Here is a 24,733-nt window from a genome sequence, read left to right on the forward strand (position 1 = left end):
TTTATCATAAAATAGGAAAAGTGCTTCAAAAAACGAATAAAATATTGTAAAATATGGTGTCGAATCGAATATATGAGGTACTTGCAACTATGAAAAAAATATTAATTCCAATTATTATCGTTCTATGCCTGGCCGGCGGAGGATACGCCTTGTGGCACACGCTGCAGGCAAATGTTTTTTCAACCGATCAGCTTCCTTCGAATAGTATAATCAATGGGGTCGACTGCAGCGATCTGTCACCCGAGCAGGCGGCTGAAAAATTGGCAGAGGAATGGAACAGCCGGACATTTTCGTTCACAAAAGATAACAGCACCCTTGGAACCATCGACAATCTCAACTTTACATATGATATTGAAAAGAGCCTGAAAACCATCAAGGAGGATCATTTTGTCAGCGCGGCGCTCAATTATTTGTTCAAACGGGATTTTGAAGCTGACCTCAATATGAAAGTAGAAAAAGTCAACAAAGGTTTCCGTAAAAGCCTGCGGCAGGCGGATTATCTGCAGGAAACGCCTGTTACAAAGACAAAGAATGCTTCCATCGATCTTTCTACAAATGAATTTAAAATTATTCCGGAGGTCTACGGCAATAATATCGACTACGACAAGCTGACGGAAAAGATTAGCTCACTCGTTGCCCAGGGTCAGTTTTCCCTGGAATATACCGCTTCCGACTTTTACAAACAGCCGGAAATTACATCGGACAGTGAAGAGATTAAGGAACTGCAGAATGTTTACAAAGAATATCTGGATTCCAAGGTTACCTATCAGTTCGGCAGCCAGGAAGTCAAGATTCCGGCCGAGGATCTGGAAAAAATGTATAACTTCGAATTTATTGACAGTGTCAGCACCGATGCGGACGGCAGTGAAAAGAAGTCTGAAAAAGAACTGAAAGTAACGGTCAATGAAGATGCGGTCCGGGAATATGTGGAAGGGCTGGCGCGGGAATACAATACCCTGGGAATGACCAGAACCTTTACCTCCCTGAGCGGCAATAAAATCAGCGTTTCCGGCGGAGATTACGGCTACGCCATCAGTATGGATAACGAAACGGAACAGCTGATTAAAGATCTGGAAAGCGGCAAGGAAGTCAAGCGGGAACCAAAATGGCTGATGACCGGATTCACAGAATACAGCCAGACAGACGATATCGGCGATACCTACGTGGAAATTTCCATCAGCAAACAGCATCTCTGGTATTTCAAAGATGGGAAAAAAATTGTAGACTGTGACGTCGTGACCGGAAACCAGAACCAGTATGATACGCCAAAAGGAACCTATGGACTGACCTACAAAGAGCGGGACGCTGTACTGAAAGGAAGCAACGCCGACGGTTCTTCCTATGAAAGTCCGGTTTCCTACTGGATGCCGTTTTATGGAAACTACGGAATGCACGACGCTCCGTGGAGAAGTTCCTTTGGCGGCACCATCTATCAGGGAGGCGGCAGCCACGGATGCGTGAACATGCCAGTCGCTTCTGCCAAAAAACTCTTTAACAATCTTGCCAATCAGGGCGTACCGATCATCGTTTATTAAGAAAAAAAGACAGCCTGCTGATGAAGTTCAGCGGGCTGTCTTTTAAAATGCGTTCCATGCCATCACAATTCCGGTTAAGACCGGCTGGTGAATCAGGTAGATTTCGAGCGAATGTCTTCCTAAAAGGGAAAGTGCCGGAATCTCTCGTTTCATTATATTGGAAGGCTCTGAAGACCTTTCTCTCAGCCATTTATCCACACCCTTCTGGATAAAATAGCCGCAAAGGAAAAGAAAGAACCATGGCAGCAGGGAGAAATAATCAGTAGAAAAGAATTCCGCTTCTTTAAATCCCAGCCAGGTAGCCGCCATCCCCTGGTAGAGGACCTCCGGCAGCCGGAAAAGTTCCATGGTCCCAAATCCCAGATACCCGTCGTTTATATTTCGCAGGAGCGAGAACAACAGGAGGCTCCCCGCAATTCCCACCCAGGCTGGAACCTTTCTCAGTATATGATCCAGCGGAATCAGAATCAGCATAGCAGAGCCGAGAAACGTCAGGATGCCAAACAAAATTCGCTCCTCCGGCATCACCAGCAGCGTAACCAGAGATACCAGAATCCCCGCTCCGAATACAGTAAGCCCCCGTTTCAGATGATGTCGCCCCAAAGACCAGCAGTATCCGGAAAGAAGAATAAAGGACCAGCATATACTTTGCTGCCATAGATAACCCGGCGTTTCCTCATACCAGTCCCAGGATGTTTCCGTAAAAGCAGTCAGATCCCATACCCCATGGTACAGGATCATGCTGATCAGAACCGCGCCCCGTATGCTGTCCAGCAGCGGATAACGCATATTACTTCAGTTTGCCGTACGCTTCGTCCGATACGGCTTCCAGCCATTCGTTGGACGCGCCTTCCGCTGGTACTTCTACCGCGAGATGGGAAAACCAGCTGTCCTTTGCCGCTCCGTGCCAGTGCTTTACTTCCGGCGGAATATTCACAACATCCCCGGCCTTCAGTTCTCTGGCTTCTTTCCCCCATTCCTGGTACCATCCCCGGCCGCCTGTCACAAGCAGAATCTGGCCGCCTTTATGATGAATATGCCAGTTGTTTCTGCATCCGGGCTCAAAGGTAACATTTCCGATCCCTACGCCTTCCGTGGTAAGCATCTTTAAATAACTCTGTCCGATAAAATACTGCGCGAAGGCCGTATTTGGATCCCCTGTCTCAAAAACAGCTCCACCACCCAGCTCCTTTTTCATTGTTTCCATATCCATTCTTCCTGTACCTCCTCTTGCTGCTTATACAGTTTCTTTATTTCTGCTTTTATCATACAGAAAAAAACGAATCCTGTCTAATACTTATCCCGCATCTGAAATCATGCCCGTCAAGCATTTTGAACGATATTCACATAATAAAAAAAGCAAGCACGCCATTGCTGTCATGTTTGCTTAAAAGGGGGTACTTTTAAAATTTCCGGTTCTGCGGTCTTGTGCTGGTCCCACCCGGCAACAGATACCTGAAACCATTGTTTTCACTTAACTGCGGCTGTATCGGATACTAGGCTTGCTGCAGTTTCGACTTAATGCCTTTCACCTCATATTCTACCACACTTACTCTGAATTCCAGTTTTTTATGTTCCTCTTTCATTTTCATAGCTTCGTCGATTCGCCTGTTCATACTTTCAAAGCCTTCAATCAGAATCTGAATTTTTTTGCAGACATCGTTTTCCAGGATTGCCATGACCTGATTAAACTTTCGATCAAATTTCTCATCCAGATTTCGGATGTCTGTTTCCATCCGATCTGTCTTTTCGTTCAGATTCTGAATATCTGCTTCCATCCGGTCTGTCTTCTCGTTCAAATTCTGGATATCCACTTCCATCCGATCTGTCTTTTCGTTCAGGTTCTGAATATCCGCTTCCATTCGGTCCGTCTTCTCATTCAGATTTTGAATATCCGCTTCCATCCGGTCTGTCTTTTCGTTCAGGTTCTGAATATCCACTTCCATCCGATCTGTCTTTTCGTTCAGGTTCTGGATATCCACTTCCATCCGATCCGTCTTCTCGTTCAGATTCTGAATATCTGTTTCCATCCGATCCGTCTTTTCGTTCAGATTCTGAATATCTGCTTCCATCCGGTCTGTCTTCTCGTTCAGATTCTGAATATCCGCTTCCATCCGATCCGTCTTCTCGTTCAGGTTCTGAATATCCGCTTCCATTCGGTCCGTCTTCTCATTCAGATTTTGAATATCCGCTTCCATCCGGTCCGTCTTCTCGTTCAGATTCTGAATATCCGCTTCCATCCGATCCGTCTTCTCGTTCAGATTCTGAATATCCGCTTCCATCCGGTCTGTCTTCTCATCCATATTTTGAATATCCACTTCCATCCGATCCGTCTTTTCGTTCAGATTCTGAATATCCGTTTCCATCCGATCCGTCTTCTCGTTCAGATTCTGAATATCCGCTTCCATCCGGTCTGTCTTCTCATCCATATTTTGAATATCCACTTCCATCCGATCCGTCTTTTCGTTCAGGTTCTGGATCCCCACAGTTATTTGATCCATTTTTTCGTTCACGGTATCGCCCCCTCTCTTTTTTTCTTTTACTATACTACAAATTTGATTATGAAACAAGAAAAAAGTAAAACTTTAAGTTATATTTACATCTCTTGTTTGTTATATATTATACAATATTTTCCATTTAAAGTAAACCTTTATTTTCTTTATTATCTATTTTTTTCCAAAAAATACCCCGGTCGCGAGGACCCGGGGTGTTTACTTCTAGCTTGCTTTTATTCAATTTCCCATTCTGCTAGTTCCGTATGAAGCAGTTCATGCGCACGCTCAGACATGGGTTCTTTTAAAAATTCTTCGTAGGTTAGAAGCACTGCATTATTTTCATGAGAAAATCTTGGCTGTGCTACACGATCCATTCCATAAAGGATTGTTCCTCTTTCAGGGGCCAGTTCCATCCCCTCCTGGATCGGCTGTCCGCCTCCTCCTGCACAGCCGCCCGGACAAGCCATGATTTCTACAAAATCATAGCAGACTTCACCACGTTTTAACGCTTCCAGCAGTTTTCGGGTGTTTCCCAATCCGCTTACCACAGCCACATTAATTGGAACCCCTTCAATTTCAAAGGTTGCAGACCTCCAACCCTCTTCTCCCCGGATACGTTTAAAGGCATCCGGCTTAGGATTTTTCTTTGTAAGCAGGAAGTAGGCGCTTCGCAGAGCCGCTTCCATCACACCGCCGCTGGAGCCGAAAATTAGACCTGCGCCGCTTCCCTCTCCGAAAAATTTATCAAATGCTTCCTCTTCCAAAGCTTCGGCTTTAATTCGATCAGCCCGCACCAGACGATCCAGTTCCCTGGTTGTCAGTACAAGATCCACATCTTTTCCATATCCTGAATCATTGACCTGCTTTACATCGCATTCAAATTTTTTCGATACGCAAGGCATAATGGAAACACAGAAAATTTTTTCCGGATCCACTCCTATTTTCTGCGCCATATAGGTTTTCGCCACAGCTCCGAACATCTGTTGTGGCGATTTCGCGGTGGAAAGATTGGATACCAGATGCGGATACTGGCTTTTTACAAACCGCAGCCAGCCGGGGCAACAGGATGTAAACATCGGCCAGTTATAAGAATCCCGATCCTGAAAACGTTTCAGAAACTCACTTCCTTCTTCCATAATCGTAAGATCCGCAGAATACACTGTATCAAACACATAGTCAAATCCCACCTGCCGCAGAGCGCTGATTAGTTTTCCTGTGGTACTTTCTTCCCGACTCAAGCCAAGACCTTCTCCCCAAGCCGTCCGCACAGCAGGCGCGACCTGCACCATAGTAACCGTTTCCGGATCTGCCAGAGCTTCAAACAGTCGATCTACATCATCCCTCTCTCTTAGAGCTCCTACCGGACAATGGGTGATGCACTGTCCGCAAAGCGCGCAGCTGGCCTCTTTTATCGGGACATTTCCCGTCACATCCACCGTAGTGCGAAATCCGCTTCCCGAAACGTTCCACACCTGCATATCCTGAATCCGATCACAGATCTGAATACACCGCATACATTTTATACATTTGGAAGCTTCACGAATCAGGGGGAAATTCCTATCCCATCGGTTATGTTCAGCAATTTCTTCGTATGGAAGTTCCAGTACGCCCAAATCATTGGCCAGGGACTGCAGCAGACAGTTTCCACTCCGTACACAAGTAGCGCATTTTCCGTCATGATCCGAAAGAATCAGCTGTACATTTGTTTTCCTCGTTGCCCGTACTCTCGGACTATTGGTATACAGAATCATTCCTTCTTCAACCGGAGTGTTGCAGGCGGTAATCAGTTTATCCATCCCCTGCATTTCTACTATGCAGACACGACATGCGCCGATATCGTTAATTCCTTTTAAAAAGCATAGATGTGGGATTTCAATCCCCACTTTTCTGGCAGCCTCCAGGATGGTCATACCCTCAGGAACCGTTACCATCTGATCGTTTATCGTCAGTCTTACCATTTTTCTACTCTCCCTCCTCGAAATGATCCAAATCCATAGTAATCACATCTGAGACAGCGGGAAGCCTCCTGTTCCGCTTCTTCTCTGCTCATTCCCTGTTCAATGGCAAGAAAATCCTGGCCCCGTTCTCTTGCGTAGCGCAGGCGCAGTTCCATTCTGCCACACGGCTTTTTATCCATAATTCTCGGCTGCGGGATTTCCACGTCCACCTTGATTTCGTGATGATATCCCAAATAATTATCAATATTGGCAGCCGCTACCTTTCCCGCGGCAATAGCATTGATCGCTGTAGAAGGTCCTGTTACACAGTCCCCTCCTGCGAAGACACCCTCCATGTTGCGAATCTGACCGGAACTGTCTACGGATATATTCCTTCGCTCAACCGGCACTCCCCACTTTTCAAAAATATGGGACTCAATATCCTGGCCGATAGCGGAAATAATGATCTGACATGGAATACATTCTTCCTCTGCCTGCGCGTTCACAGGACGCGGCCGTCCGGAACTGTCCGCTTCACCCGCAAGCTGGGGTTTGACCCAGAGGGCTTTTACATGCCCGTCTCTGGTCGCTTCGATTCTGGAAGGCGATTTCAGTTGGATCACGTCACATCCTTCCGCGATGGCCCCTTCAATTTCCTCTTCTAAGGCGGTCATGTCGTTTCGCCTTCTGCGGTAGACGATGGTCACTTCGGACGCTCCCAAACGCTTTGCTGTTCGCGCTACATCCATGGCTACATTGCCACCTCCGATAATCGCGACGGATTTGTTTTTGAAATCGGGCATTGCGTCATCTCCAATTCCTCTCAGCATTTCCACTGCCGGAACTACTCCTTTGGAGAATTCCCCTTCAATCCCCATCTCTTTGTATGTATGCGCTCCGATGCTGATATAGATCGCATCATACGTCTCCCGGATCGCCTGGATATTTGCTTCATCTGCAACATCATAATCTGTTTTGACTTCAATGCTTCCGACTGATAAAATCCGATCGATTTCTTCCTGCAGCCGCTCTCTTGGAAGTCTGTAGTTTGGAATTCCATAGCGGAGCATCCCTCCCAGCTGGCTGCGCTTTTCAAATACGGTTACATCATGTCCCATAATTGCCAGGAAATAGGCGGCCGAAAGTCCGCTGGGGCCACCACCGATCACTGCGACCTGCTTTCCTGTATGGTCCATCTTTTCCGGAATTTCAACCTGGGTGCAATGATCCACCGCGTACCGTTTGAGCCCTCTTATATTGACAGGCGCGTCAATGAGGTTTCTCCTGCACCTCGCCTCACATGGATGTTCGCAGATAAGTGCGCATACCGTTGGGAAGGGATTATCTTTTCGAATCAGTTTGACTGCGTCATCATAACGCCCCTCAAGCACCAGAGCGCTGTATCCCGGCACATCCACGCCTGCCGGACAGAGCGCGACGCACGGCACCGGCTGTTTGCCTTTCTGAATATCCTCCGTACATCGATTGCGGAGCGCATGCTCCTCGTAATCCTCACGAAATCCATAGAGCCCACGAAGCACCATGTTTGCCGCTTCTGTACCGATCGCGCAGTCTGCTGAATCACGAATTGCGATAGCTGTGCGTTCAATCAGATCCAAAGTTTCCAACGATGTCTGCTCACTTAAGTCCAAAAGATCGTCAATCAGATTCAATACCTGGCCGATGCCCACCCTGCAGGGAACACATTTGCCGCAGGTCTGTGCGTGACATAATTTAAGGAAAGAAGCTGCCATATCAACCGGGCACTGTCCCGGCGGACTAGCAATAATCCTCCGTTCCAAATCCTTATAGAGCCCTTCTACTACCATTTGTGCCCGCTCTCTGGTCTGAAATTCCAGTCTGCTCATTTGTACTCCTTTCTCATCTTTAGAAAACACAAAAAATTTATAATATATTGTTAATTTTATATTTTTTGAAACAGTTTGTAAATGAGTATTTTTAATTTGATAGGTAGTATTTTTTACGGTACTGCCCCTTTTTTCTAAAAAACAGACAGATGATATAGAAAAACTCCCTGAACTTAAATTGATTCAGAGAGTTTTTCTATACCTGGCAGTTACCCTTTCAGTTCTAACATTCCTTCCACTTTCCTGAGTGAAAAACGGTAAAGAAGATACTGCAGAGCCGCGGCAGCCAGCGCGATTCCTCCGCACAGGAGCAGCGTTTCCGCCTCCGCTCCTGTCATTCTTCCATCATTCATTTTCATCAGCAGCAGTTCAAACAGCCATATTCCTCCGCAGCCGATAATCGTCGGCAGTACATAGACTTTTTGAATCTGCTGTTTCAGAAGCCGCCGGAGATATTTTCGATCCGCGCCAAGGCGCCGCAGATCGGCGAACACCTGCGCGCTGGACAGTCCCACGCTCTGGCTCCTGGCATATCCCACAATGCAGGCAGCCGCAAGGCATACCGCCGCCACATACAAAAACAGCAGCAGATAAACTGCGTAACTTGCCAGACTATACGCCTCTTCAAGAGGGAGAAACATAGGTTCGTACTGCCAGTCCGCCGCAAGTACCGGATTTTGCGGATCATAAACTGCCATCCCCGCGTAACTGTAATCCTCCCCTTCCTGAAGGCTTTCCCAGCCGTCATAGGCGCCGCATACCTTCATATCTTCCGCCATCAATTCTCCAAACTGACGATAAAGTTCTTCGGAAAAGGCAAGATCGTCCCCTCCCCGGCTATCAAAAAACACCTGGGTTTCACGCGGAAACTGAGCTGTACCTTCCGCAATGACCCGGTAATCCCGGTCGTTTACCACATATCGCGCCTCATTATCAAACCCTCTGCCCTGAACCAGCGACTGGTAGGTCAGATTTCCCGCATATTCCATGGGAAGGAACCGATCCTCCTGATCCAGATAAACCTGATCCATATCATCAAAACGGAAGAACAGATTTTCCTCCGCGTCCGCCCCCTGAATCATGCGGTAGGTCCCCCGCTCCACCTTCACTCTCTGCCCGGTCAGCCTTTCATAATCCGACGCGCGGATGAACTCATAGACCCGGTGCCGCTTTTCATAAATTTCCTTAAGATTTCCGTTCTCATCCACATCGTCCCGGTTTACGCCGCTTCCCACTGCCTGTATCAGCTGCGCGCTCCGGTAATTTTTAATTGTAACACCGTATTCGGAAGCCAGCGCATCCCCTTCGATACGATCCAGTATTTTTTCAGCAGACAGCACAAAGTATATATTGTGACGACGGAAGGCACACAGTCTTTTTACGGGAAGTTAGGTGATCTGGAAGGCAGTCTGCCTTCCTGTTTTGTGCGAATTCACAATCGTTATTTCATCAATTTAAAATATCTGGACTCCCTGGAAAAAAACTGCGCGATTGTCGGGAACACAGCGCTTCCGGTAAGCCGCTCCTACAAACAGTCCCTTTCCATCACCTACGCCAGATATATGCTTGAGTAGAAAGGAGCCTTTCATTGTTCAGCCCTGAATACCTTCCCAACTATCCCATGATGATTATCTGTACCTGCCTGATATACCGGATCTTCCGCGGCTGTCTTACTCTGCGTCCGCAGAGAATCATCCGCATAATATTTTTCCTGATCCTGTTCTGCCTGAGTTCTCCTATTATTCTCCCCGGAGAAGTTACCGCGACCCTCGGCATATTCCTGTTCCTGGCGCTGTCTGTGTTCCTGTTCTGTACCGATCCGATTCTCATAAAAACCGCTGTTACCCTGATCCTCTATCCCATCTGGACCGCCTTTTACTATTTGACCGAAAACGCCGGCTATGTCATCTGGCTGCACGTTTTTCATCAGAATCTCTCTACTGCCGAAGAAACCCTGCTGTCTCTGTGCTTTTATGTTCTGCGTATCCCGTTCTGGCTGCTGATTTACCGGTTTACAACCCGCTGGCTCAGGCCTTCATACACAAACTTTTCCAGCCGTATCTGGATTCTAATCTCTGTAATCTGCCTTGCCTCATTCCTTGGTATTATCACCCTCATTGTGCAGGCAGACCCATACCGCACCTACATCATCTGGCCCGCCTGCGCGGCCTGTATCCTGACAAATATGGGGATCTGCTGCCTGTGTGCCTTTATCGAACAAAATACACGTGCCGCTCTGGAAGCGGACGTACTGCGCGCCCAGCATAGCTATTACGAGGATTTAAAGGCAGAACACCTCCAGACCCGAAAGCTCCGTCATGATATGAAAAACCATCTCAGTGTCGTCCAGAGCCTTTTAAGCCAGAACAAACTCCAGCAGGCTGATGAGTATCTGCGCAGCCTTTCACGGAAAATAGCCCCGGATCTTCATCAGTTCTGCCGACAGGAAACCGTCAACGCTCTTTTAAATTCCAAATACCATACCGCCCGCAGCTATGACATCAATTGTCGTTTTCTCCTGGACCTTCCGGAAGATACGGGGTTTGATCCCGTGGATCTGTGCGCTTTGATCGGCAATACCCTGGACAATGCCATCGAAGCCAGCCTGCGTCTTTCGGAACCTTCCCGTCGCGAAATCCTTCTGAAAGGGCGCTGTGAAAAAGGGTGGCTCAGCTACTATATTGAAAACAGCGCCGCCAAAATACCGGCTTTCTCCGACAGCCAGGTTCCCGGAAAAAAGCATGGCCTGGGGCTACAAATTGTACGCAGTCTGGTCAGCCGCTATAACGGCACCATCCAAACCCAGAACAACAGCGATCTGTTTTCCGTCACTATCCTCCTGCCGGTTCCTCGAAAAAAAGAAAAGGAGCCATATACCTGACTCCTCACTTCTTAGCGACAGATTTCTCTGCCTCGATTCCGTTTATTAATAATTTTCCGCCTTAACCTGGAAGTAGGCTTTCGCGTGGAAGCATACCGGGCAGACTTCCGGCGCCGCTTTTCCCACGAACTGGTGTCCGCAGTTGGAGCACTGCCATACAACCTCTTCATCCTTTTCAAATACCTTGCCGTTCTTTACATTGGCGGCCAGCTTGCGGTATCTTTCCTCGTGTTCTTTCTCAATGGCCGCTACCCCTTCCATCTGAGCGGCGATTTCCGGGAATCCTTCCTCTCTGGCGGTCTTTGCCATCTCCGCGTACATTTCCGTCCATTCATAGTTCTCACCTTCCGCAGCCGCGATCAGATTCTCTTCCGTTGTTCCGATTCCTACCGCGTGTTTAAACCACAGCTCCGCGTGCTCCTTTTCGTTGGCGGCAGTTTCTTCAAAGATCTTCGCGATCTGTACATACCCTTCTTTTTTCGCTTTTGACGCATAAAATGTGTACTTGTTTCTTGCCTGTGATTCTCCCGCGAAAGCCGTTAATAAGTTTTCCAGTGTCTTTGTTCCCTTTAAATCCTTCATGTTAACCCTCCTGCTCAATGATTATTTATTTTTACTTTTAACAATAACTATTCTCAATAAGAACTATATATCATTATTGTCGAGCCGTCAATACTATTTTGGCAAAATTTAAAAAAAATATTTTATAAAAGATCGGAAAGAATGAAAAAAAGTCTGCATTCTCCTGTCCTTATGGCATAGAATGCAGACTTATCTTAGTCTTCGATACGAAGGATGGTCGCTCCTAATCCGCGAAATTTCTCCACGAAATTTTCATATCCTCTGTCTATATGGTAAATATCCGAAACCTCGGTCGTGCCTTCCGCAACCAGTCCGGTCAGAACCACCGCGGCGCCTGCTCGCAAATCGGTCGCTACTACCTGAGCTCCCTGAAGCTGTTTATCTCCTGGTATGATCGCACAGTTCCCCTGGGTTTTAATATTCGCGCCCATCCGGTTAAACTCAGCCACATGCATGAACCGATTCTCAAAGACCGTTTCGATCACAACACTTGGCCCTTTCGCCACGGTCAGAAGCGCCATGAAGGGTGATTGCATGTCCGTCGGAAAACCAGGATACGGCAGTGTTTTGATGTCAGTAGAAATAATCGGATTTACGTCACCCCTTACAATCATACCTTCCTCTGTCATCGTAATCTCAGCGCCGCACTCTCTCAGCTTTGCGGTCACCGGCTTGACATGATCCGGGAGGATATTTCTTATCAGGATATTTCCTTTCGTAATAACCGACGCGACCATAAACGTGCCTGCTTCAATTCGATCCGGAATTACCTGATGGCTGACACCATGCAACTTTTCCACGCCATCGATCTTTACGGTAGCCGTACCGGCGCCCTTTATTTTCGCGCCCATTTTATTGAGGAAATTCGCAAGGTCGACAATTTCCGGTTCCTGGGCCGCGTTTTCAATCACTGTCGTGCCTTCCGCAACCGCGGCGGTCATCATAATGACCTCAGTCGCGCCAACGCTTGGAAAATCCAGATAAATATCGTTTCCCACCAGACGATCCACTTTCGCTTCCAGAGGTCCCTGCGTGCCTGACTCTTCTTTTATTTCTACGCCCAGCGCCCTCAGTCCCTTCAAATGCAGTTCAATGGGACGCTTTCCAATGGCGCACCCTCCCGGAAGAGGGATCACCGCCTTGCCGGTACGAGCAAGGAGCGGTCCTATTACCAAAATTGACGCGCGCATTTTCTTAACAAGCTCAAATGGCGCTTCATTCTGCGAAATTGTCTTAGCTTCGATTTCAACAATATTGTCTTCCAGTTTATCTTCAACCTCCGCGCCAAGGCTTTCCAGCAACTGGCACATAACATCCACATCCCGCAGCGCAGGGGTTTCCATAATCGTACATTTTTCTTCCGTCAGCAGTGCTGCAGCCATAATCGGAAGCACGGCATTCTTCGATCCGCTGATTGTGACTTCCCCTGTGAGCGGACCACTCTTTTGTACTAAAAACTTTGCCACTTCTTTCCTCCAACACATTTATTCATAATATAGTATACCTGTTTCCCTCTGCTATTTCAAGGATAATAAAAAAAGAAAGAGACATAAAATGTTTCATGCTAAAGGGGAACAAAACATATTTTCTGACTGTCTCTTTCCTTCATTCTTATTCTTGTCTACTTTCTGTAAAATATTCCAAAAAAGACAAAAAGCATGGATTATAATCTCCAATGCTTTTCTATGTCCTCTGGTTCAGATATTCACATGCAGAAACCTACAACTGCTGCAGTTCTTTGATACAGTTTTCGCATACGTTTTTACCCTTGATCTGCTTCACCGTCTTTGCGCTGCCACAGAAGATGCAACATGGCTCATATTTTTTCAACAGAATATAATCCTCGTCCACAAAAATCTCAATTGGATCTTTGATCTCAATGTTTAAGGTTCTTCTCAATTCGATCGGCAATACGATCCTTCCCAGCTCATCCACTTTTCTAACAATTCCAGTCGCTTTCATGTTTACTCCTTTCCCTATAGCCCGCAAATTTCGCTTGCTATAGCTTCCCAAAAAATAGTTGTTTTAATGATCTTTCATTTTCACTATCAGGTTTTTGAGAGACCCCAGTGCATTGATGACGGAGGTTAGAGCTGCCACCACATTCTGATTCCCCTTTACTGTTTCCGCCACTTGGCCCAATGCTTCCGCCACTTCCCCGACAGATTCATTTACTTGTTCCGTCCTCTGCGCCGCTATGGAGGAAATCTTTTCTGAATCCTCTAAAATCTTATTCGTATGCTTGATTGTTACAATCAGATTCTTCATAAAGATAATGCAAAAGACAATCAGGACAAGGACTCCAATGATGATAAGCGCCCACCCCAATGTCTTCAAATCAAGTGTTACTACCATTTACCTACCTCCGGTCATTAAACAATATAATCATTATTACATAAATTGTAAATCGTTTCAACTCATATTTTACTCATTTGAAAATAAATTTATTTTTACAGAATTCACAGCATCGGACTCCTTTATAAATGTAATTTCAATTTCCCATATAGATTGACAGCGCATTCCGTTTCCCTTATAATTCCACTAGACTTAAGAATGGGAGATAGCAACGAATGGAATATATTTTGCTGATTATTGGGTTTGTATTGTTAGTAAAAAGCGCGGATGTCTTTGTTGACGGCAGCTCCGCGATTGCGAAACACTTCGGTATTTCCTCGCCCTGTAGAGCGTTCTGTTCTGCGTAAGGAATACCCGCTCTCGATTGTTGCCGCCGCGCTGTTTATCGTTCTCGCTTTGTTCAATCCTTTTTCATCATCCCTGTATCTTTCCAGAGTAGATGGGATTGCACTGCTTGCGGTCTTTACCTGGTTCTTGATTTCCACAATCCGCAAGGGAAAGCGTGAAACTCCCGCAGAAGAAACACCTGCCGACGGTACGAAACAGTTCCCCCTCTCAAAAGGCATCATCTTAGCGGCGGTCGGACTTGCCGCTGTCATTGCCGGAGGACAGCTTGTCGTAAACAATGTCAGTGAAATCGCGGCTTCCTTTGGCGTCAGCCAGACCCTGATCGGTCTTACGATTGTCGCCATCGGCACTTCCCTTCCGGAACTCGTAACCAGTATCGCCGCCGCTTTAAAGGGAGAAACGGATATCGCAGTGGGAAATGTGATCGGTTCCAATATCTTTAATCTGCTCTTTGTACTGGGCGCTTCGGTTACCATCAACCCGATCAAAACCGAATGGATCAGTGTGTATGATGCTGCGATTCTTGTGGCAGTAAGCCTTTTCGCTATGATTCCGGCGCTGCAGAAAAAAGAAATCCGCAGAGTCTGGGGAATCCTTTTCATTCTTCTTTACGCGGCATATACCGCTTACCTTTTAATCCGCTAGTTCTTAACTGCTGATGATTTTCTTTTTCACTAAGCGAAGTTCTGATCTCTTCCGGGACCGCTTAGTGTTTTTTATAATTTTGGAAATATCGTTTCAACTCATATTTTGCTCATTCAGGAATAGATTTACTTCTAGAGGTGAAAAAAATGATGAATTACATTTGGGCAGCTATGATATGTCTAGGCATCGGCTTTGCCTGCTTTAACGGAACCCTTGGAAGTTTTACGGATGGGCTGATGGAAAGCTGCACACAGGCAGTAGAATTTGTCATCGGACTAATCGGTATTATGGCTGTCTGGAGCGGTCTTATGAACATAGCGGAAAAATCCGGATTAATTGAAAAAATCGCAAAACGGGTCAATCCGTTTATGCACTTTCTCTTTCCGTGCGAAAAGGATGACCAGACCATCGCTGTCATGCTGATGAGCTTTGTCGCAAATATCTTTGGCGCCGGGAACAGTGCTACAGTGTTTTCTTTAAAAGCGATGGAGCGTCTTGATGAAGCTAACAGCCATTCCCCCTATGCAAGCGACGCCATGTGTATGTTCACCGCCGTCACCATGTCCATGGTACAGCTGGTTCCCGTTACAGTTGTAAAAATCCGAAATGACTTGGGGTCGGTTGATTCCGGCAGTATCATCATTCCATCGATTTTAGCAGGGCTTATCTCCATGGCAGCATCCATCCTGGTATGCAAATTATTTGAAAGGAAATCCCGTCATGTCAACCGCCCTTAGCACCTTATCCGTATTTTTTATACCGGTAATCATCACCATCATTATTGTCTATGGATTAAAGAAAAAAGCACCTGTCTACGATCTGTTCGCAGAAGGCGCGAAAGATGGAATTTCAACTGCAATAGAAATCCTGCCTTTCATTATTGCTATTTTCATCGGAATTGAAGCCATTACCTCCTCCGGAGCGATGGAGTGGCTTCAGACCATTCTCGGACCGGTGTTTGAGTTTTTCGGGATTCCGGAAGATCTCATCTCCCTGATCCTTCTGCGTCCAGTCTCCGGCAGCGGATCACTTGTTCTCGCCCAGCGAATCATGGAAGACTGCGGACCGGATTCTCTTGTCGGCCGGGCCGCGTCCGTTATGGTCGGAAGCTGTGAAACTGTATTTTATGTGCTGGCGCTGTATTTTGGCGTCACTGCTGTAAAAAAAATGCGCCATGCCTTTGCCGCCGGTCTTATCGGCTATATCATCGGAATTTTCGCTTCCGTTTTTATATGCAATATTATGTAAACCTTTCATAAATCTGCTGAATTTCGTTGGAATATACGCCTTTTTCCTGATAGATATATAGATTTTCAAGAAACTTCAGTTCAATCCCTCCGTTTTTCACACAATGAAGCAACACCAGATTCGGAGTCTCCCCCTTCTGGGGCGCCACCAGACGCATTTCCTTTGGTTCCAGCTTCCAGCTTCTGCACGCAGAAAAAAGATCCACAAGTCTCGCCGGCCGGTGAACCAGGTAGAAGTCGCCTCGATCCTTCAGGATTCGGGAGGCACACATGACGAAATCCTCCAGACTTCCAACCGTCTCATGGCGCGCTATGGTCTTGGCCTCATTTTGATTTTTCAACCCGCACTGCCCTGCCATATAGGGAGGATTCGCCGTGACGGCATCCGCCCAGTGACACAGTCCGTCAAACTCCGCTACATTTGCCTGGACAAAATGCAGCCGCTCGGAAAGGCCATTCAGAGCGGCATTTCTCACTGCTCTCTGCCAGGATTCTTGTTGATATTCAATCCCGTAAATGGATTCCGCTTTTGTCTTATGACTTAAAATCAGAGGAATGATTCCAGTTCCTGTACCCAAATCCACAATTCGATTCGCCGTTTTGCGCGCCGCAAAATCCGCCAGTATCACCGCGTCTACCCCGTAACAGAATTCTTCCGGTTTTTGAATCAGTTTTAAGTCAGAAAACCCGATCTCATCAATTCGTTCTCCAGAGTAAAGCATCTTCTCTAATCCTTCAGCAAATCCTTGATTTCTTCCAGAAGCTCGCCGTCCAACTCTTCCAGATCATTTTCCGCTTTCTTTTTCTTCTTGCCTTTGCCAAGGCGTTTGATCTCTTCTTTTTTATAATTGTAGAACTCGGTGCTCAGCTTTTCCTGCTGTTCTTTTTCCTTATTTGCAGGCTCCAAAATCAACCTGGTTTTTATTTTATTTTCAAGTAGGTTGGTTTCAACCACAACAGCCATTCCATCCGGAGTTTTTATCCTCTCACCCGGATCCGGCATTCCTTTTTTCAGTTCTACATACACGTCGTTTTCATACTTCAGACAACACATTAGACGCCCACAGATTCCCGATATTTTCGTCGGATTCAGAGAAAGATTCTGTACCTTTGCCATTTTAATTGATACCGGCTCGAACTCTGTCAACCAACTATGGCAGCAAAGGCTTCTCCCACAGGTGCCGATTCCTCCCCGCATTTTTGCTTCATCCCGGACTCCGATCTGCCGCAACTCAATACGCATCTTGAACACGCCTGCAAGATCTTTTACCAATTCACGAAAATCAACTCTTCCATCTGCAGTAAAATAGAAGATGATTTTACTGTTATCAAAGGTATATTCTACATCTACCAATTTCATTTCCAGTTTGTGTTTGTTAATTTTCTCCTGACACAGACGCAATGCCCGCTCTTTCTTCTGAAGATTGGTTTTATGGCGTTTATGATCCCGTTCATCCGCAATTCGGATAATTTTTTTCAAAGGGGATACAATTTCCGACTTTGAAATTTCTTTTTCCGCCATGTTAATCGTTCCAAATTCCGTTCCTCTGGCTGTTTCTACAATCACATGATCTCCAACCTTAACCTGAAGATCTCCCGGGTCAAAATAATAAATCTTTCCGGCAGGCTTAAAATTTACACCTACTACTTTTACCATACCGCTATTATCCTCCAATTTTTATCATCAGATCCTTTAGCGCGTAACTTTTGGATACGCCCCTTTGGATCTGCCTCCTTGTCTTTTCAATACAATCCACATTTTTGAAAATTCGACTTTTTTTGTACAGACGACTTTTTTCCGAGGGGTCAATCAGCAGGTCCCGATATACCCTTTCCAGCGCATCCAGAAACGCTCTCACTTGACCGTCATCCTTTATAATATCTTCAATGGCCTCTTTTCTCTTATAAAAGGGAGCTCCCTCCAATAGAAGATCGGCGATCTCACGGGCTTTATCCATCATGCCCTCATAACTTTCTTTTCCAAAGTAATTCAACCGAAACTTCACACACCGGGATAAAATAGTCTGAGTTAGATTCTCTATATTTTCCGATAGGAGAATCAAAATCGTCCCTTCCGGAGGTTCCTCCAGAGTTTTCAAAAGCCGATTTTGCGCACGGAGCGTCATCGTATCCGCATCCTTTATAATCGCGATGTTCCGTTCTCCATAAGGCTTTGTTTTCAGTCTCTCCTGAAGAGATTCAATTGCCTCGTCTTTAATACTAGCGCCGTCTGCCTCCACATAAAACAAATCCTCATAATTTCCATGCTCCACTTTCCTGCAGGACGGACATTCACCACATCCGATTCCGGGCTTTTCCTTACATAAAACGGCCTTGACAAAGGCTTCGGCAAATGCCTTTTTATCCAATACCGCCTCTCCCTCGAAAATATAAGCGTGAGAAACATTGCCGCTTTTAATCGAAGCGCTTAGACGATCAATCAATTTCTGATTTCCCTCAATCTGGCTGAAGCTCATCTTTCCAAATGCCTTTCTATATGATATAGAATTTCTTCACGAATTTCACCGATCTCTTGGTTTGCGTCTATGCCTACAATCCGGTCTGGAAACTGCAGTTCCAGCTCCTCATAACCATTGAATACCCGGTTATGAAAATCAATCGATTCTTGCTCAATCCGATCCTGCTTTTCCTTATCAATCCGTTTTCTTCCAATTTCCGGATTCAACTTCAACAGAAAGGTAAGATCCGGCATACAGTCCTGTACTGCGTAGGCATTGATAACCGCCACACAGTCTCCCAACCCGCGCCCGTACCCTTGGTAAGCGATACTGGAATCCAGAAAGCGATCACAGATCACATGGATTCCTTCATTCAGAGCCGGACGGATCACCTGGGCTACATGTTGGGCTCTTGCCGCCGCGTATAACATTGTTTCCGTCATCGGTTCCATCTCTTTGTTTTCCCGATCCAGAATAATTGTACGAATCTTTTCACTGATGGGAGTTCCTCCCGGTTCTCTGGTGATAAGAACTTTTTCGCCTTTTTTTTCAAAAAAAGCCTTTATTGCCTCAATCTGAGTCGACTTTCCGGACCCGTCCGGGCCCTCCAGAGTAATAAACATCCCCTTTTTCATCTTCGTCTACTCCTGTTTTTCTTTTTCCCTGTCGGTGTCCCACCTTTGTTCTGCCTCACAACCTCATCGATCAGTTTCATTAGAAAATATATCATCAAATAGACTAGAGGGACGCAGAGCAGCAACGTAAAAATTACTTTCAGGACAGTCATAAAAGCCATAAAACTCCCCCTCCTATCTTTCGTAAATCCATGCCCCATAAATGCATCTTAAAAAATATTATATCATGCGTATCCTATCTTCTACAACATTAATATCCCAATGACTTTAGCCTGCATACAATGTCCCAGTAGAGATCCGTAATGTCCAGTATTCCGCCAGACCGCCTTCTCGTTGAAAGCTTTCTTTTTTTTGAATCCACTACAACCGGATGGGATATGCCGTGTCTTCCCGGACCTGAGTACACTCCCCGAAAATCACCCCATTTAGCGGATTCAACCGATACCAAACCGTCATTTGGCCCCTCCATTCTGCGCACAAAGCTGTAAAATATACTCATCGCCGGATCGCTTAAAGCGTTTTTCATATCAAAAGCATAACTCTGATAATACACGCCTTTCATATCCGGAACCAACATATTAAAAACCTGCATATAATCCGCGGTCATCTGTTCGTATACTTTTAGAGAAACATTATTCTCTCCCCCGTCTACTGTCAACATGCGGTTAAAAAGAGCCACTAGCCCATCGTATACCTGCCTGGCACGTTTTTTCATTCGATCCATAGAGACAATCCCTCTATGAGGTGTCGCCATTGTCGTAAGGGATGCGATACGTTCCGCCATATCCAGCCTTGAAATCAGATATCTTGCTTCAATTCCTCCCTTAGAATGTGCAATTAAATTCAGCTTTTCCGCGCCTGACTGACGCAGCGCATTCTCCGCGGAAACTTTCAACTGGGCGGCGTTATGTTCAATCGTGCCAAAAGCGTCCTGATTCCCGAACCACAGTTCCGCGCCATGGGAACGCAAAACATCAGGAATTCTTCCCCAGTATCCTCCGGAACCATTGTCCTGATATCCGATTCCATGAATCAACATAATCGGGTATTTCGTCGCGCAACTCTGATCCAAAACCATTTCTCCCTTTTCCCAGTTTTCGCTTCAAACAGACATTATTATACCATAAAAAGAAGGAGTTGTCCTCTGACATCTCCTTCCTTGCGTCCTTATTCTTCAATAAGCGGAAACTTAAGAATTACTTTGAACAGGTCGCCGTCTACCACCACCCGGAAACGGCCTCCCTGCAGTTCCACCAGATTCCTGGCGATGGATAGTCCCAGCCCGCTGCCTTCTGTATGCCGCGAGCGATCGCCTCTTACAAATCGTTCCGTCAGTTCCTCTTCCGTCAGATTCAGTTCGTAGCGGGAAGTATTCCGCCAAGTAATGACTGCCTGCCCGTCCGTCTCCTCCAGATTGAGATAGACCCGCGTCTCCGGTTGGGAGTATTTGCAGATATTGTTGAGCAGATTATCAAACACCCGCCAGAGTCGCCGTCCATCCGCCATAATTTCCAGTTCCTTGTCCGGAAGCTTTGTTACAAACTTTAGTTTACAGTTTTCCGCTTTTTCTTCGTATTCTCCAATGGTCTGCTCCAAGAGCACCCCTACCTGGCAGGGCGCCAATTCCATCTTTATGTTTCCGGTCGCGGCCTTGGAGGCATCCACTAAATCCTCGGTCAACTTTTTCAGCCTGCTGGACTGCCGGTCCAGAACCTCCACATATTCCTGTGCCTTTTCGCTTCCCAGCTCTTCCTTCTTCAGAAAATCCACATAATTGATAATTGAGGTAAGCGGCGTCTTGATATCGTGAGAAACGTTGGTAATCAGCTCCGCTTTGAATCGTTCGCTTTTCGTCCGCTCCTCCACAGCCCTGGAAATCCCGATGCGGATATGATTGAGTGTATCCGCGTGATCCGACAGATCCCAAAACAATCCTTTTTTATCAATTTGATACGCCAAATCTCCCTGCGCGATTTTCTCCGCTCCTTCTTTCAGCCTCTTAAAGCACATGGCAGTGTAAACAGCCAGTACACACGCCGCCAAAAGCAACACCGCAATAAAAAACAGAAAGAACCCGTTATAATAGACCTGCGGCGCCATAAAAACAATGAGAAAGAAGAAAATCAGCGCGGCAGCCGCTGTTTTCCAGACCACCGGAATCTGTCGGATAAAAAACGCCGCCGCTTTTTGCAGCCTCCGCAGGAGACGCAGACACAAATAAATAATCGTGCTCCGCCACCATGCTCCCTGCTTTGCTCTTGCCGCGAAAATGGTCAGAAAACCGCTTATCACAATCGATGCCCCCAGCACGATAAAAATAGCCAACGCCATCGACGCATCGAATTCATACCCAAACTGGATCGATGTCACAGCGCTTAGCAGCACAGCCAGGATTACTCCTGCTACCACCGCCCCTAAATCCAGCGGAATCATCTTCAGTATTTCGCCAGAGTTCTTCCGACCGCAGCCTGCCGATACCATAAGGAACACGAATAGCGCAATCGCTCCCGCAAGTCCGCATGATCCAGCTATGACCGCCGGAATTCTGTACTGATACAGATTCTGCTGCAATCCGTAAAAACTCGCGATTTCGTCCGGAAAACCGGTTGTTCCGTCCTGCGGCGCCCTCAGATAGATTTCCACTCCGTAGCTTTCAAAATCATAAGAATTCTGATAAACATCCCCTCCGTTTTTCAGATCCCCATGAAGCTGGCGAAGCGGTTTTCCCTGCATCGATATGGTTCCGTTTGCGTCGACGGATTCTTCATAAATGGCATACCCAAAATTAACAGCATCTTCTTCTAATCCGGAAAAAAAACGCTCTAATTCCTGGCTGCCGTAATTCACATACCGATCGATAATCTCTCCTGAAGCGAAGTCCGCGGTTTCCGTAAATATCTCCGCGCGCACACTTTCTTCATCCTTTGAATACCATCCCTGGCTTACATTAAAAATCACCACAGCTGCCGAAAATACCGTCACTAGCACGAAAAACTGCAGCAACACAAATGCAGTAATTTTTACCGCCAGATTTTTCTTTATTTGTTCCACTTTTATACACACCTCACTCGATTTTATATCCCTGTCCCCACACAACCTTCAAATGTCTTGGCTCGTCCGGATTAATCTCCAGCTTCTCCCGCAGATGTCGGATATGAACCGCTACCGTACCCTCGGTTCCATAAGCGTATTCATCCCACACCTGACTATAAATCTGCTTTGGGGAAAAGACCTGCCCCGGATGCTCCATTAAAAACTTTAAAATTCCGTACTCCTTCGGCGTGAGGCTGACCGATTCGCCTGCCAGAGCTACCTTCTTCGCCCGATCATCCAGCTGAATGTCCCCCACCTGCAGCGAATCTTTTTTCATCGTCCCGGCCCCCAGCTCCATATATCTCCGAAGTTGGGATTTGACCCTCGCCAGCAATTCTACCGGATTAAAAGGCTTTGTCACATAATCGTCGGCCCCCAGATTCAGTCCCAGAATTTTATCCGTATCTTCCCCCTTTGCAGTCAGGAAAATGACAGGGATGTTCTTCGTCCTGCGCATTTGGGTAAGCACCTGAATCCCATCCAGCTCCGGCATCATAATGTCTAAAAGGATTAAATGAAGCTCTTCCTTTTCAATCACCTCCAATGCCTGTCTTCCGTTATACGCCTCGAATAAATGGTAATCATCATTCGCAAGATAAATTTTTAAGGCGGAAACAATATCCTTTTCGTCATCACAGATCAGTATGTTATACATTCCTTTGTCAACCTCCATCGCTATTATGCCATAACAAATTTTAAGATAAAATCAGGGAAGTCTTTAAGTTTTTTTTAAGAAACCTACTCCGAATAAAAAAGCTGCCAGTTACAGCAGCTTTTACTAAAATCCCTGTTCTTTCCCAGTCACAAACACACTTTTATTTGTCACGACCTGCCAGCAATTCAATCTTATCCTTTGAAAGACGGTAAATCGTCATAGTATCCACACCCTTTGCACCCAGGTTTTTATAAAAATCCAGCGCCGGTTGGTTCCAATCCAAGCAACCCCATTCCAGTCTGCCACATCCCCGCTCCAAAGCAAGATTCGCCATATATTCCATCATCTGCTTACCTAAGCCATACCCACGGTAGGCTTCATCCACATAAAACCCGTCAATATACATTCCCTTTTCCCCGATAAACGCCGACGAATTATTGTAATAGTAGAGAAACGCGACTATTTTGCCGTCCATTTCTCCGAAAATCGCTTCACCCGCTTTTTCCCGCAGCAGCCTGCGGGCGCTTTCTTCCGTAATCGTTATGCTGTCGCGCATTTTTTGATAAGTACCAAGTTTTCGCATAAACCCAACCACTAATCCTGCATCCTCTTCCTGTGCTTTTCTTATGTGGAAATTTTCTATACATTTGTCTTTCATTAATGTATACCTCCCTTCTTTTCTTAGGTTAAATGCTATCCGTAGAATTTATAATCCTTACTTTGCTGTATACCCTCCGTCAACCATTAATGTCGTTCCTGTAATAAAGTCCGCTTCCTCCGACACCAAATACAGATAGGCATTTGCTACATCCTCCGGCTTTCCAAGATGACCAATAGGATGTAATTCTGCAAAATCCGCACAATACTCCTCAATCGTCTGGCCATTCTGTCGCGCATCCTCGTAAGCCATCGGAGTAAGGATATACCCCGGAGCAACCGCGTTGACCCGAATATTGAGGCCGTTTTCTCCGCAGTAAAGAGCCGCGCATTTCGTCATGGCCTGAACCGCGGCCTTCGCCGCGCAATAAGAAAAAAAGACCGAATCCCCTGTAACTCCATCTACAGAAGATGTGCTGACAATTGCGGATTTTTCACCATGCTTTCTCATCGCCTGAATCCCCAGCTTCATGCCGTAAAAAACACCGGTCTGATTTGTCAGTATTGTCTCATCCCAAGATTCCGGCGTCGTTTCCTCCACCGTTTCCCGGTAACTGATACCTGCGTTATTAATAAGAATATTTAACTTACCGAACGTCTCTTCGACGAATGCAATACATTTTTCCCAACTGTCATACTGACGAACGTTGAGAGGATAGAAAGCTGCAATTTCTCCATTCCGGGTTATATTTTCTACAACTCGCTTTCCATCTTCCAGATTTCTTCCGGTTACAACCACTTTTGCTCCTTCCGCCGCAAATAGTTTCGCAGTTGTTTCTCCAATTCCTTTTGTAGCTCCTGTTATCAGCGCAACTTTTCCCGCTAATCTTCCCATTTAAGTATCTCCTTAACTTCTTCTTCCGTGTTTTACTTCATTATAGCACTTTTGAAAGCAAGAAAAAAGGAACGATATCCATTGTATCGTTCCTTTCTGCTTAAACCGGCAACGTCCTACTTTCCCAGGCAGTCTCCCGCCAAGTATCCTCAGCGCTGGGGAGCTTAACTTCTGTGTTCGAGATGGGTACAGGTGTCTCCTCCCCGCTTTTGTCACCGGATTTACGAATCCTAGCCCTGTTTTCCTGGAAAACAGCGGCAGATTCTATGCCAGGATTGCAGTGGCTTTGCCACGTGGCAATCTACGACGTCTTCCTTCTGTCTACTTCAAACAGTTCAGTCTCTTCCCTTCATACCCTCAAAACTGAATAAGAAACTTCTTCCTTCTAAACCATTGGTCAAGCGTTCGACCGATTAGTATCAGTCAGCTTCACACATTACTGCGCTTCCACCTCTGACCTATCTACGTGGTAGTCTTCCACGGGTCTTACCTCTAAAGGCGGAGAT

The 24,733-nt window shown here is 46.2% G+C and carries 26 protein-coding genes and 1 rRNA gene; 6 read left to right on the top strand and 21 right to left on the bottom strand.

The window, feature by feature from the left end:
* Positions 1-89 precede the first annotated feature (89 nt).
* Complete coding sequence (locus H9L42_RS05560; RefSeq protein WP_187302388.1) at positions 90-1,535, top strand: L,D-transpeptidase family protein; 1,446 nt, start codon at positions 90-92, stop codon at positions 1,533-1,535.
* 42 nt (positions 1,536-1,577) lie between these two features.
* On the opposite strand, the gene H9L42_RS05565 is transcribed toward H9L42_RS05560, so the two are convergent.
* The 6 genes from H9L42_RS05565 to H9L42_RS05590 all read right to left on the bottom strand — a co-directional run bounded on the left by H9L42_RS05565 (position 1,578) and on the right by H9L42_RS05590 (position 9,175).
* On the bottom strand, positions 1,578-2,324 hold the full coding sequence (locus H9L42_RS05565; protein WP_187302389.1) for a heparan-alpha-glucosaminide N-acetyltransferase: 747 nt from the start codon (positions 2,322-2,324) through the stop codon (positions 1,578-1,580).
* 1 nt (position 2,325) lies between these two features.
* Positions 2,326-2,748: a cupin domain-containing protein gene (locus tag H9L42_RS05570; protein ID WP_207734923.1), complete on the bottom strand. Its 423-nt coding sequence runs from the start codon at positions 2,746-2,748 to the stop codon at positions 2,326-2,328.
* A 283-nt stretch (positions 2,749-3,031) separates the two neighbouring features.
* The gene (locus H9L42_RS05575) at positions 3,032-4,048 is read right to left on the bottom strand and encodes a coiled-coil domain-containing protein (RefSeq protein ID WP_187302390.1); all 1,017 of its coding nucleotides are present in this window, start codon (positions 4,046-4,048) and stop codon (positions 3,032-3,034) included.
* Between the two features lie 215 nt (positions 4,049-4,263).
* Positions 4,264-5,988: a [FeFe] hydrogenase, group A gene (locus tag H9L42_RS05580; protein ID WP_187302391.1), complete on the bottom strand. Its 1,725-nt coding sequence runs from the start codon at positions 5,986-5,988 to the stop codon at positions 4,264-4,266.
* Positions 5,982-7,835, bottom strand: a complete 1,854-nt coding sequence (locus H9L42_RS05585) for an NAD(P)-binding protein (protein ID WP_187302392.1) — start codon at positions 7,833-7,835, stop codon at positions 5,982-5,984. Before H9L42_RS05585 ends, H9L42_RS05580 begins: the two co-directional genes overlap by 7 nt.
* A 209-nt stretch (positions 7,836-8,044) precedes the next feature.
* Entirely contained in the window at positions 8,045-9,175 is a 1,131-nt protein-coding gene (locus H9L42_RS05590; protein WP_243235675.1) for a hypothetical protein, read from the bottom strand.
* Between the two features lie 12 nt (positions 9,176-9,187).
* Here H9L42_RS05590 and H9L42_RS05595 point away from each other — a divergent pair, with 12 nt between their 5' ends.
* Both H9L42_RS05595 and H9L42_RS05600 read left to right on the top strand, forming a co-directional pair.
* Positions 9,188-9,409 carry a LytTR family DNA-binding domain-containing protein gene (locus H9L42_RS05595; RefSeq protein WP_346726285.1) on the top strand — a complete coding sequence of 74 codons (222 nt, stop codon included), beginning with the start codon at positions 9,188-9,190 and terminating at the stop codon, positions 9,407-9,409.
* A 14-nt stretch (positions 9,410-9,423) separates the two neighbouring features.
* Entirely contained in the window at positions 9,424-10,716 is a 1,293-nt protein-coding gene (locus H9L42_RS05600) for a sensor histidine kinase (RefSeq protein ID WP_187302395.1), read from the top strand.
* A gap of 45 nt (positions 10,717-10,761) precedes the next feature.
* Here the strand turns inward: H9L42_RS05600 and H9L42_RS05605 are convergent, their stop codons facing one another.
* The 4 genes from H9L42_RS05605 to H9L42_RS05620 all read right to left on the bottom strand — a co-directional run bounded on the left by H9L42_RS05605 (position 10,762) and on the right by H9L42_RS05620 (position 13,653).
* Positions 10,762-11,298, bottom strand: a complete 537-nt coding sequence (locus tag H9L42_RS05605) for a rubrerythrin family protein (protein WP_187302396.1) — start codon at positions 11,296-11,298, stop codon at positions 10,762-10,764.
* Between the two features lie 194 nt (positions 11,299-11,492).
* Positions 11,493-12,764 (bottom strand): UDP-N-acetylglucosamine 1-carboxyvinyltransferase, encoded by a 1,272-nt coding sequence (murA, locus tag H9L42_RS05610; protein ID WP_346726286.1) that lies wholly within the window; start codon positions 12,762-12,764, stop codon positions 11,493-11,495.
* 253 nt (positions 12,765-13,017) lie between these two features.
* Positions 13,018-13,260, bottom strand: coding sequence for an AbrB/MazE/SpoVT family DNA-binding domain-containing protein (locus tag H9L42_RS05615; protein WP_187302398.1), 243 nt, complete (start codon positions 13,258-13,260; stop codon positions 13,018-13,020).
* A 63-nt stretch (positions 13,261-13,323) separates the two neighbouring features.
* Entirely contained in the window at positions 13,324-13,653 is a 330-nt protein-coding gene (locus H9L42_RS05620; protein WP_187302399.1) for a hypothetical protein, read from the bottom strand.
* A 294-nt stretch (positions 13,654-13,947) separates the two neighbouring features.
* Between H9L42_RS05620 and H9L42_RS05625 the strand changes: the two genes are divergently transcribed.
* From H9L42_RS05625 to H9L42_RS05635, 3 genes are all read left to right on the top strand, one after another.
* The gene (locus tag H9L42_RS05625) at positions 13,948-14,646 is read left to right on the top strand and encodes a sodium:calcium antiporter (protein ID WP_243235665.1); all 699 of its coding nucleotides are present in this window, start codon (positions 13,948-13,950) and stop codon (positions 14,644-14,646) included.
* 146 nt (positions 14,647-14,792) lie between these two features.
* Positions 14,793-15,383: a nucleoside recognition domain-containing protein gene (locus H9L42_RS05630; protein ID WP_187302400.1), complete on the top strand. Its 591-nt coding sequence runs from the start codon at positions 14,793-14,795 to the stop codon at positions 15,381-15,383.
* Positions 15,367-15,894: a spore maturation protein gene (locus H9L42_RS05635; protein WP_187302401.1), complete on the top strand. Its 528-nt coding sequence runs from the start codon at positions 15,367-15,369 to the stop codon at positions 15,892-15,894. The genes H9L42_RS05630 and H9L42_RS05635 overlap by 17 nt, the downstream gene beginning before the upstream one ends.
* On the opposite strand, the gene H9L42_RS05640 is transcribed toward H9L42_RS05635, so the two are convergent.
* From H9L42_RS05640 to rrf, 11 genes are all read right to left on the bottom strand, one after another.
* Entirely contained in the window at positions 15,887-16,615 is a 729-nt protein-coding gene (locus tag H9L42_RS05640; protein ID WP_187302402.1) for a tRNA1(Val) (adenine(37)-N6)-methyltransferase, read from the bottom strand. The two genes, H9L42_RS05635 and H9L42_RS05640, sit on opposite strands and share 8 nt — an antisense overlap.
* Before the next feature lie 5 nt (positions 16,616-16,620).
* Entirely contained in the window at positions 16,621-17,550 is a 930-nt protein-coding gene (locus tag H9L42_RS05645; protein ID WP_187302403.1) for a PSP1 domain-containing protein, read from the bottom strand.
* 7 nt (positions 17,551-17,557) lie between these two features.
* On the bottom strand, positions 17,558-18,370 hold the full coding sequence (locus tag H9L42_RS05650) for a hypothetical protein (RefSeq protein ID WP_187302404.1): 813 nt from the start codon (positions 18,368-18,370) through the stop codon (positions 17,558-17,560).
* On the bottom strand, positions 18,367-18,987 hold the full coding sequence (tmk, locus tag H9L42_RS05655; RefSeq protein ID WP_187302405.1) for a dTMP kinase: 621 nt from the start codon (positions 18,985-18,987) through the stop codon (positions 18,367-18,369). The genes H9L42_RS05650 and tmk overlap by 4 nt, the downstream gene beginning before the upstream one ends.
* Positions 18,984-19,148 (bottom strand): hypothetical protein, encoded by a 165-nt coding sequence (locus H9L42_RS05660; protein WP_187302406.1) that lies wholly within the window; start codon positions 19,146-19,148, stop codon positions 18,984-18,986. Before H9L42_RS05660 ends, tmk begins: the two co-directional genes overlap by 4 nt.
* A gap of 89 nt (positions 19,149-19,237) precedes the next feature.
* Entirely contained in the window at positions 19,238-20,059 is an 822-nt protein-coding gene (locus tag H9L42_RS05665) for an esterase/lipase family protein (RefSeq protein WP_187302407.1), read from the bottom strand.
* 95 nt (positions 20,060-20,154) lie between these two features.
* Positions 20,155-22,038, bottom strand: coding sequence for a histidine kinase dimerization/phospho-acceptor domain-containing protein (locus H9L42_RS17255; protein WP_187302408.1), 1,884 nt, complete (start codon positions 22,036-22,038; stop codon positions 20,155-20,157).
* A 13-nt stretch (positions 22,039-22,051) separates the two neighbouring features.
* Positions 22,052-22,735, bottom strand: a complete 684-nt coding sequence (locus tag H9L42_RS05675; RefSeq protein ID WP_187302409.1) for a response regulator transcription factor — start codon at positions 22,733-22,735, stop codon at positions 22,052-22,054.
* Positions 22,736-22,895: 160 nt separating this feature from the next.
* Entirely contained in the window at positions 22,896-23,393 is a 498-nt protein-coding gene (locus H9L42_RS05680; RefSeq protein ID WP_187302410.1) for a GNAT family N-acetyltransferase, read from the bottom strand.
* A gap of 57 nt (positions 23,394-23,450) precedes the next feature.
* Complete coding sequence (locus H9L42_RS05685) at positions 23,451-24,227, bottom strand: SDR family NAD(P)-dependent oxidoreductase (protein ID WP_187302411.1); 777 nt, start codon at positions 24,225-24,227, stop codon at positions 23,451-23,453.
* Between the two features lie 103 nt (positions 24,228-24,330).
* Positions 24,331-24,447 (bottom strand): 5S ribosomal RNA (gene rrf / locus H9L42_RS05690).
* Positions 24,448-24,733: the final 286 nt, after the last annotated feature.

Source organism: Zhenpiania hominis (assembly GCF_014333425.1).
In the GTDB taxonomy this organism is placed as follows: domain Bacteria; phylum Bacillota; class Clostridia; order Peptostreptococcales; family Anaerovoracaceae; genus Hominibacterium; species Hominibacterium hominis.

Coding starts and splice junctions, on each gene's coding strand:
- H9L42_RS05660 (WP_187302406.1), bottom strand. CDS start 19,148: ATGGCTTTTATGACTGTCCTGAAAGTAATTTTTACGTTGCTGCTCTGC.
- H9L42_RS05565 (WP_187302389.1), bottom strand. CDS start 2,324: ATGCGTTATCCGCTGCTGGACAGCATACGGGGCGCGGTTCTGATCAGC.
- H9L42_RS05685 (WP_187302411.1), bottom strand. CDS start 24,227: ATGGGAAGATTAGCGGGAAAAGTTGCGCTGATAACAGGAGCTACAAAA.
- H9L42_RS05645 (WP_187302403.1), bottom strand. CDS start 17,550: ATGGTAAAAGTAGTAGGTGTAAATTTTAAGCCTGCCGGAAAGATTTAT.
- H9L42_RS05650 (WP_187302404.1), bottom strand. CDS start 18,370: ATGAGCTTCAGCCAGATTGAGGGAAATCAGAAATTGATTGATCGTCTA.
- H9L42_RS05640 (WP_187302402.1), bottom strand. CDS start 16,615: ATGCTTTACTCTGGAGAACGAATTGATGAGATCGGGTTTTCTGACTTA.
- H9L42_RS05615 (WP_187302398.1), bottom strand. CDS start 13,260: ATGAAAGCGACTGGAATTGTTAGAAAAGTGGATGAGCTGGGAAGGATC.
- H9L42_RS05630 (WP_187302400.1), top strand. CDS start 14,793: ATGATGAATTACATTTGGGCAGCTATGATATGTCTAGGCATCGGCTTT.
- H9L42_RS05620 (WP_187302399.1), bottom strand. CDS start 13,653: ATGGTAGTAACACTTGATTTGAAGACATTGGGGTGGGCGCTTATCATC.
- H9L42_RS05675 (WP_187302409.1), bottom strand. CDS start 22,735: ATGTATAACATACTGATCTGTGATGACGAAAAGGATATTGTTTCCGCC.
- H9L42_RS05605 (WP_187302396.1), bottom strand. CDS start 11,298: ATGAAGGATTTAAAGGGAACAAAGACACTGGAAAACTTATTAACGGCT.
- tmk (WP_187302405.1), bottom strand. CDS start 18,987: ATGAAAAAGGGGATGTTTATTACTCTGGAGGGCCCGGACGGGTCCGGA.
- H9L42_RS05680 (WP_187302410.1), bottom strand. CDS start 23,393: ATGAAAGACAAATGTATAGAAAATTTCCACATAAGAAAAGCACAGGAA.
- H9L42_RS05635 (WP_187302401.1), top strand. CDS start 15,367: ATGTCAACCGCCCTTAGCACCTTATCCGTATTTTTTATACCGGTAATC.
- H9L42_RS05580 (WP_187302391.1), bottom strand. CDS start 5,988: ATGGTAAGACTGACGATAAACGATCAGATGGTAACGGTTCCTGAGGGT.
- H9L42_RS05570 (WP_207734923.1), bottom strand. CDS start 2,748: ATGGATATGGAAACAATGAAAAAGGAGCTGGGTGGTGGAGCTGTTTTT.
- H9L42_RS05560 (WP_187302388.1), top strand. CDS start 90: ATGAAAAAAATATTAATTCCAATTATTATCGTTCTATGCCTGGCCGGC.
- H9L42_RS05585 (WP_187302392.1), bottom strand. CDS start 7,835: ATGAGCAGACTGGAATTTCAGACCAGAGAGCGGGCACAAATGGTAGTA.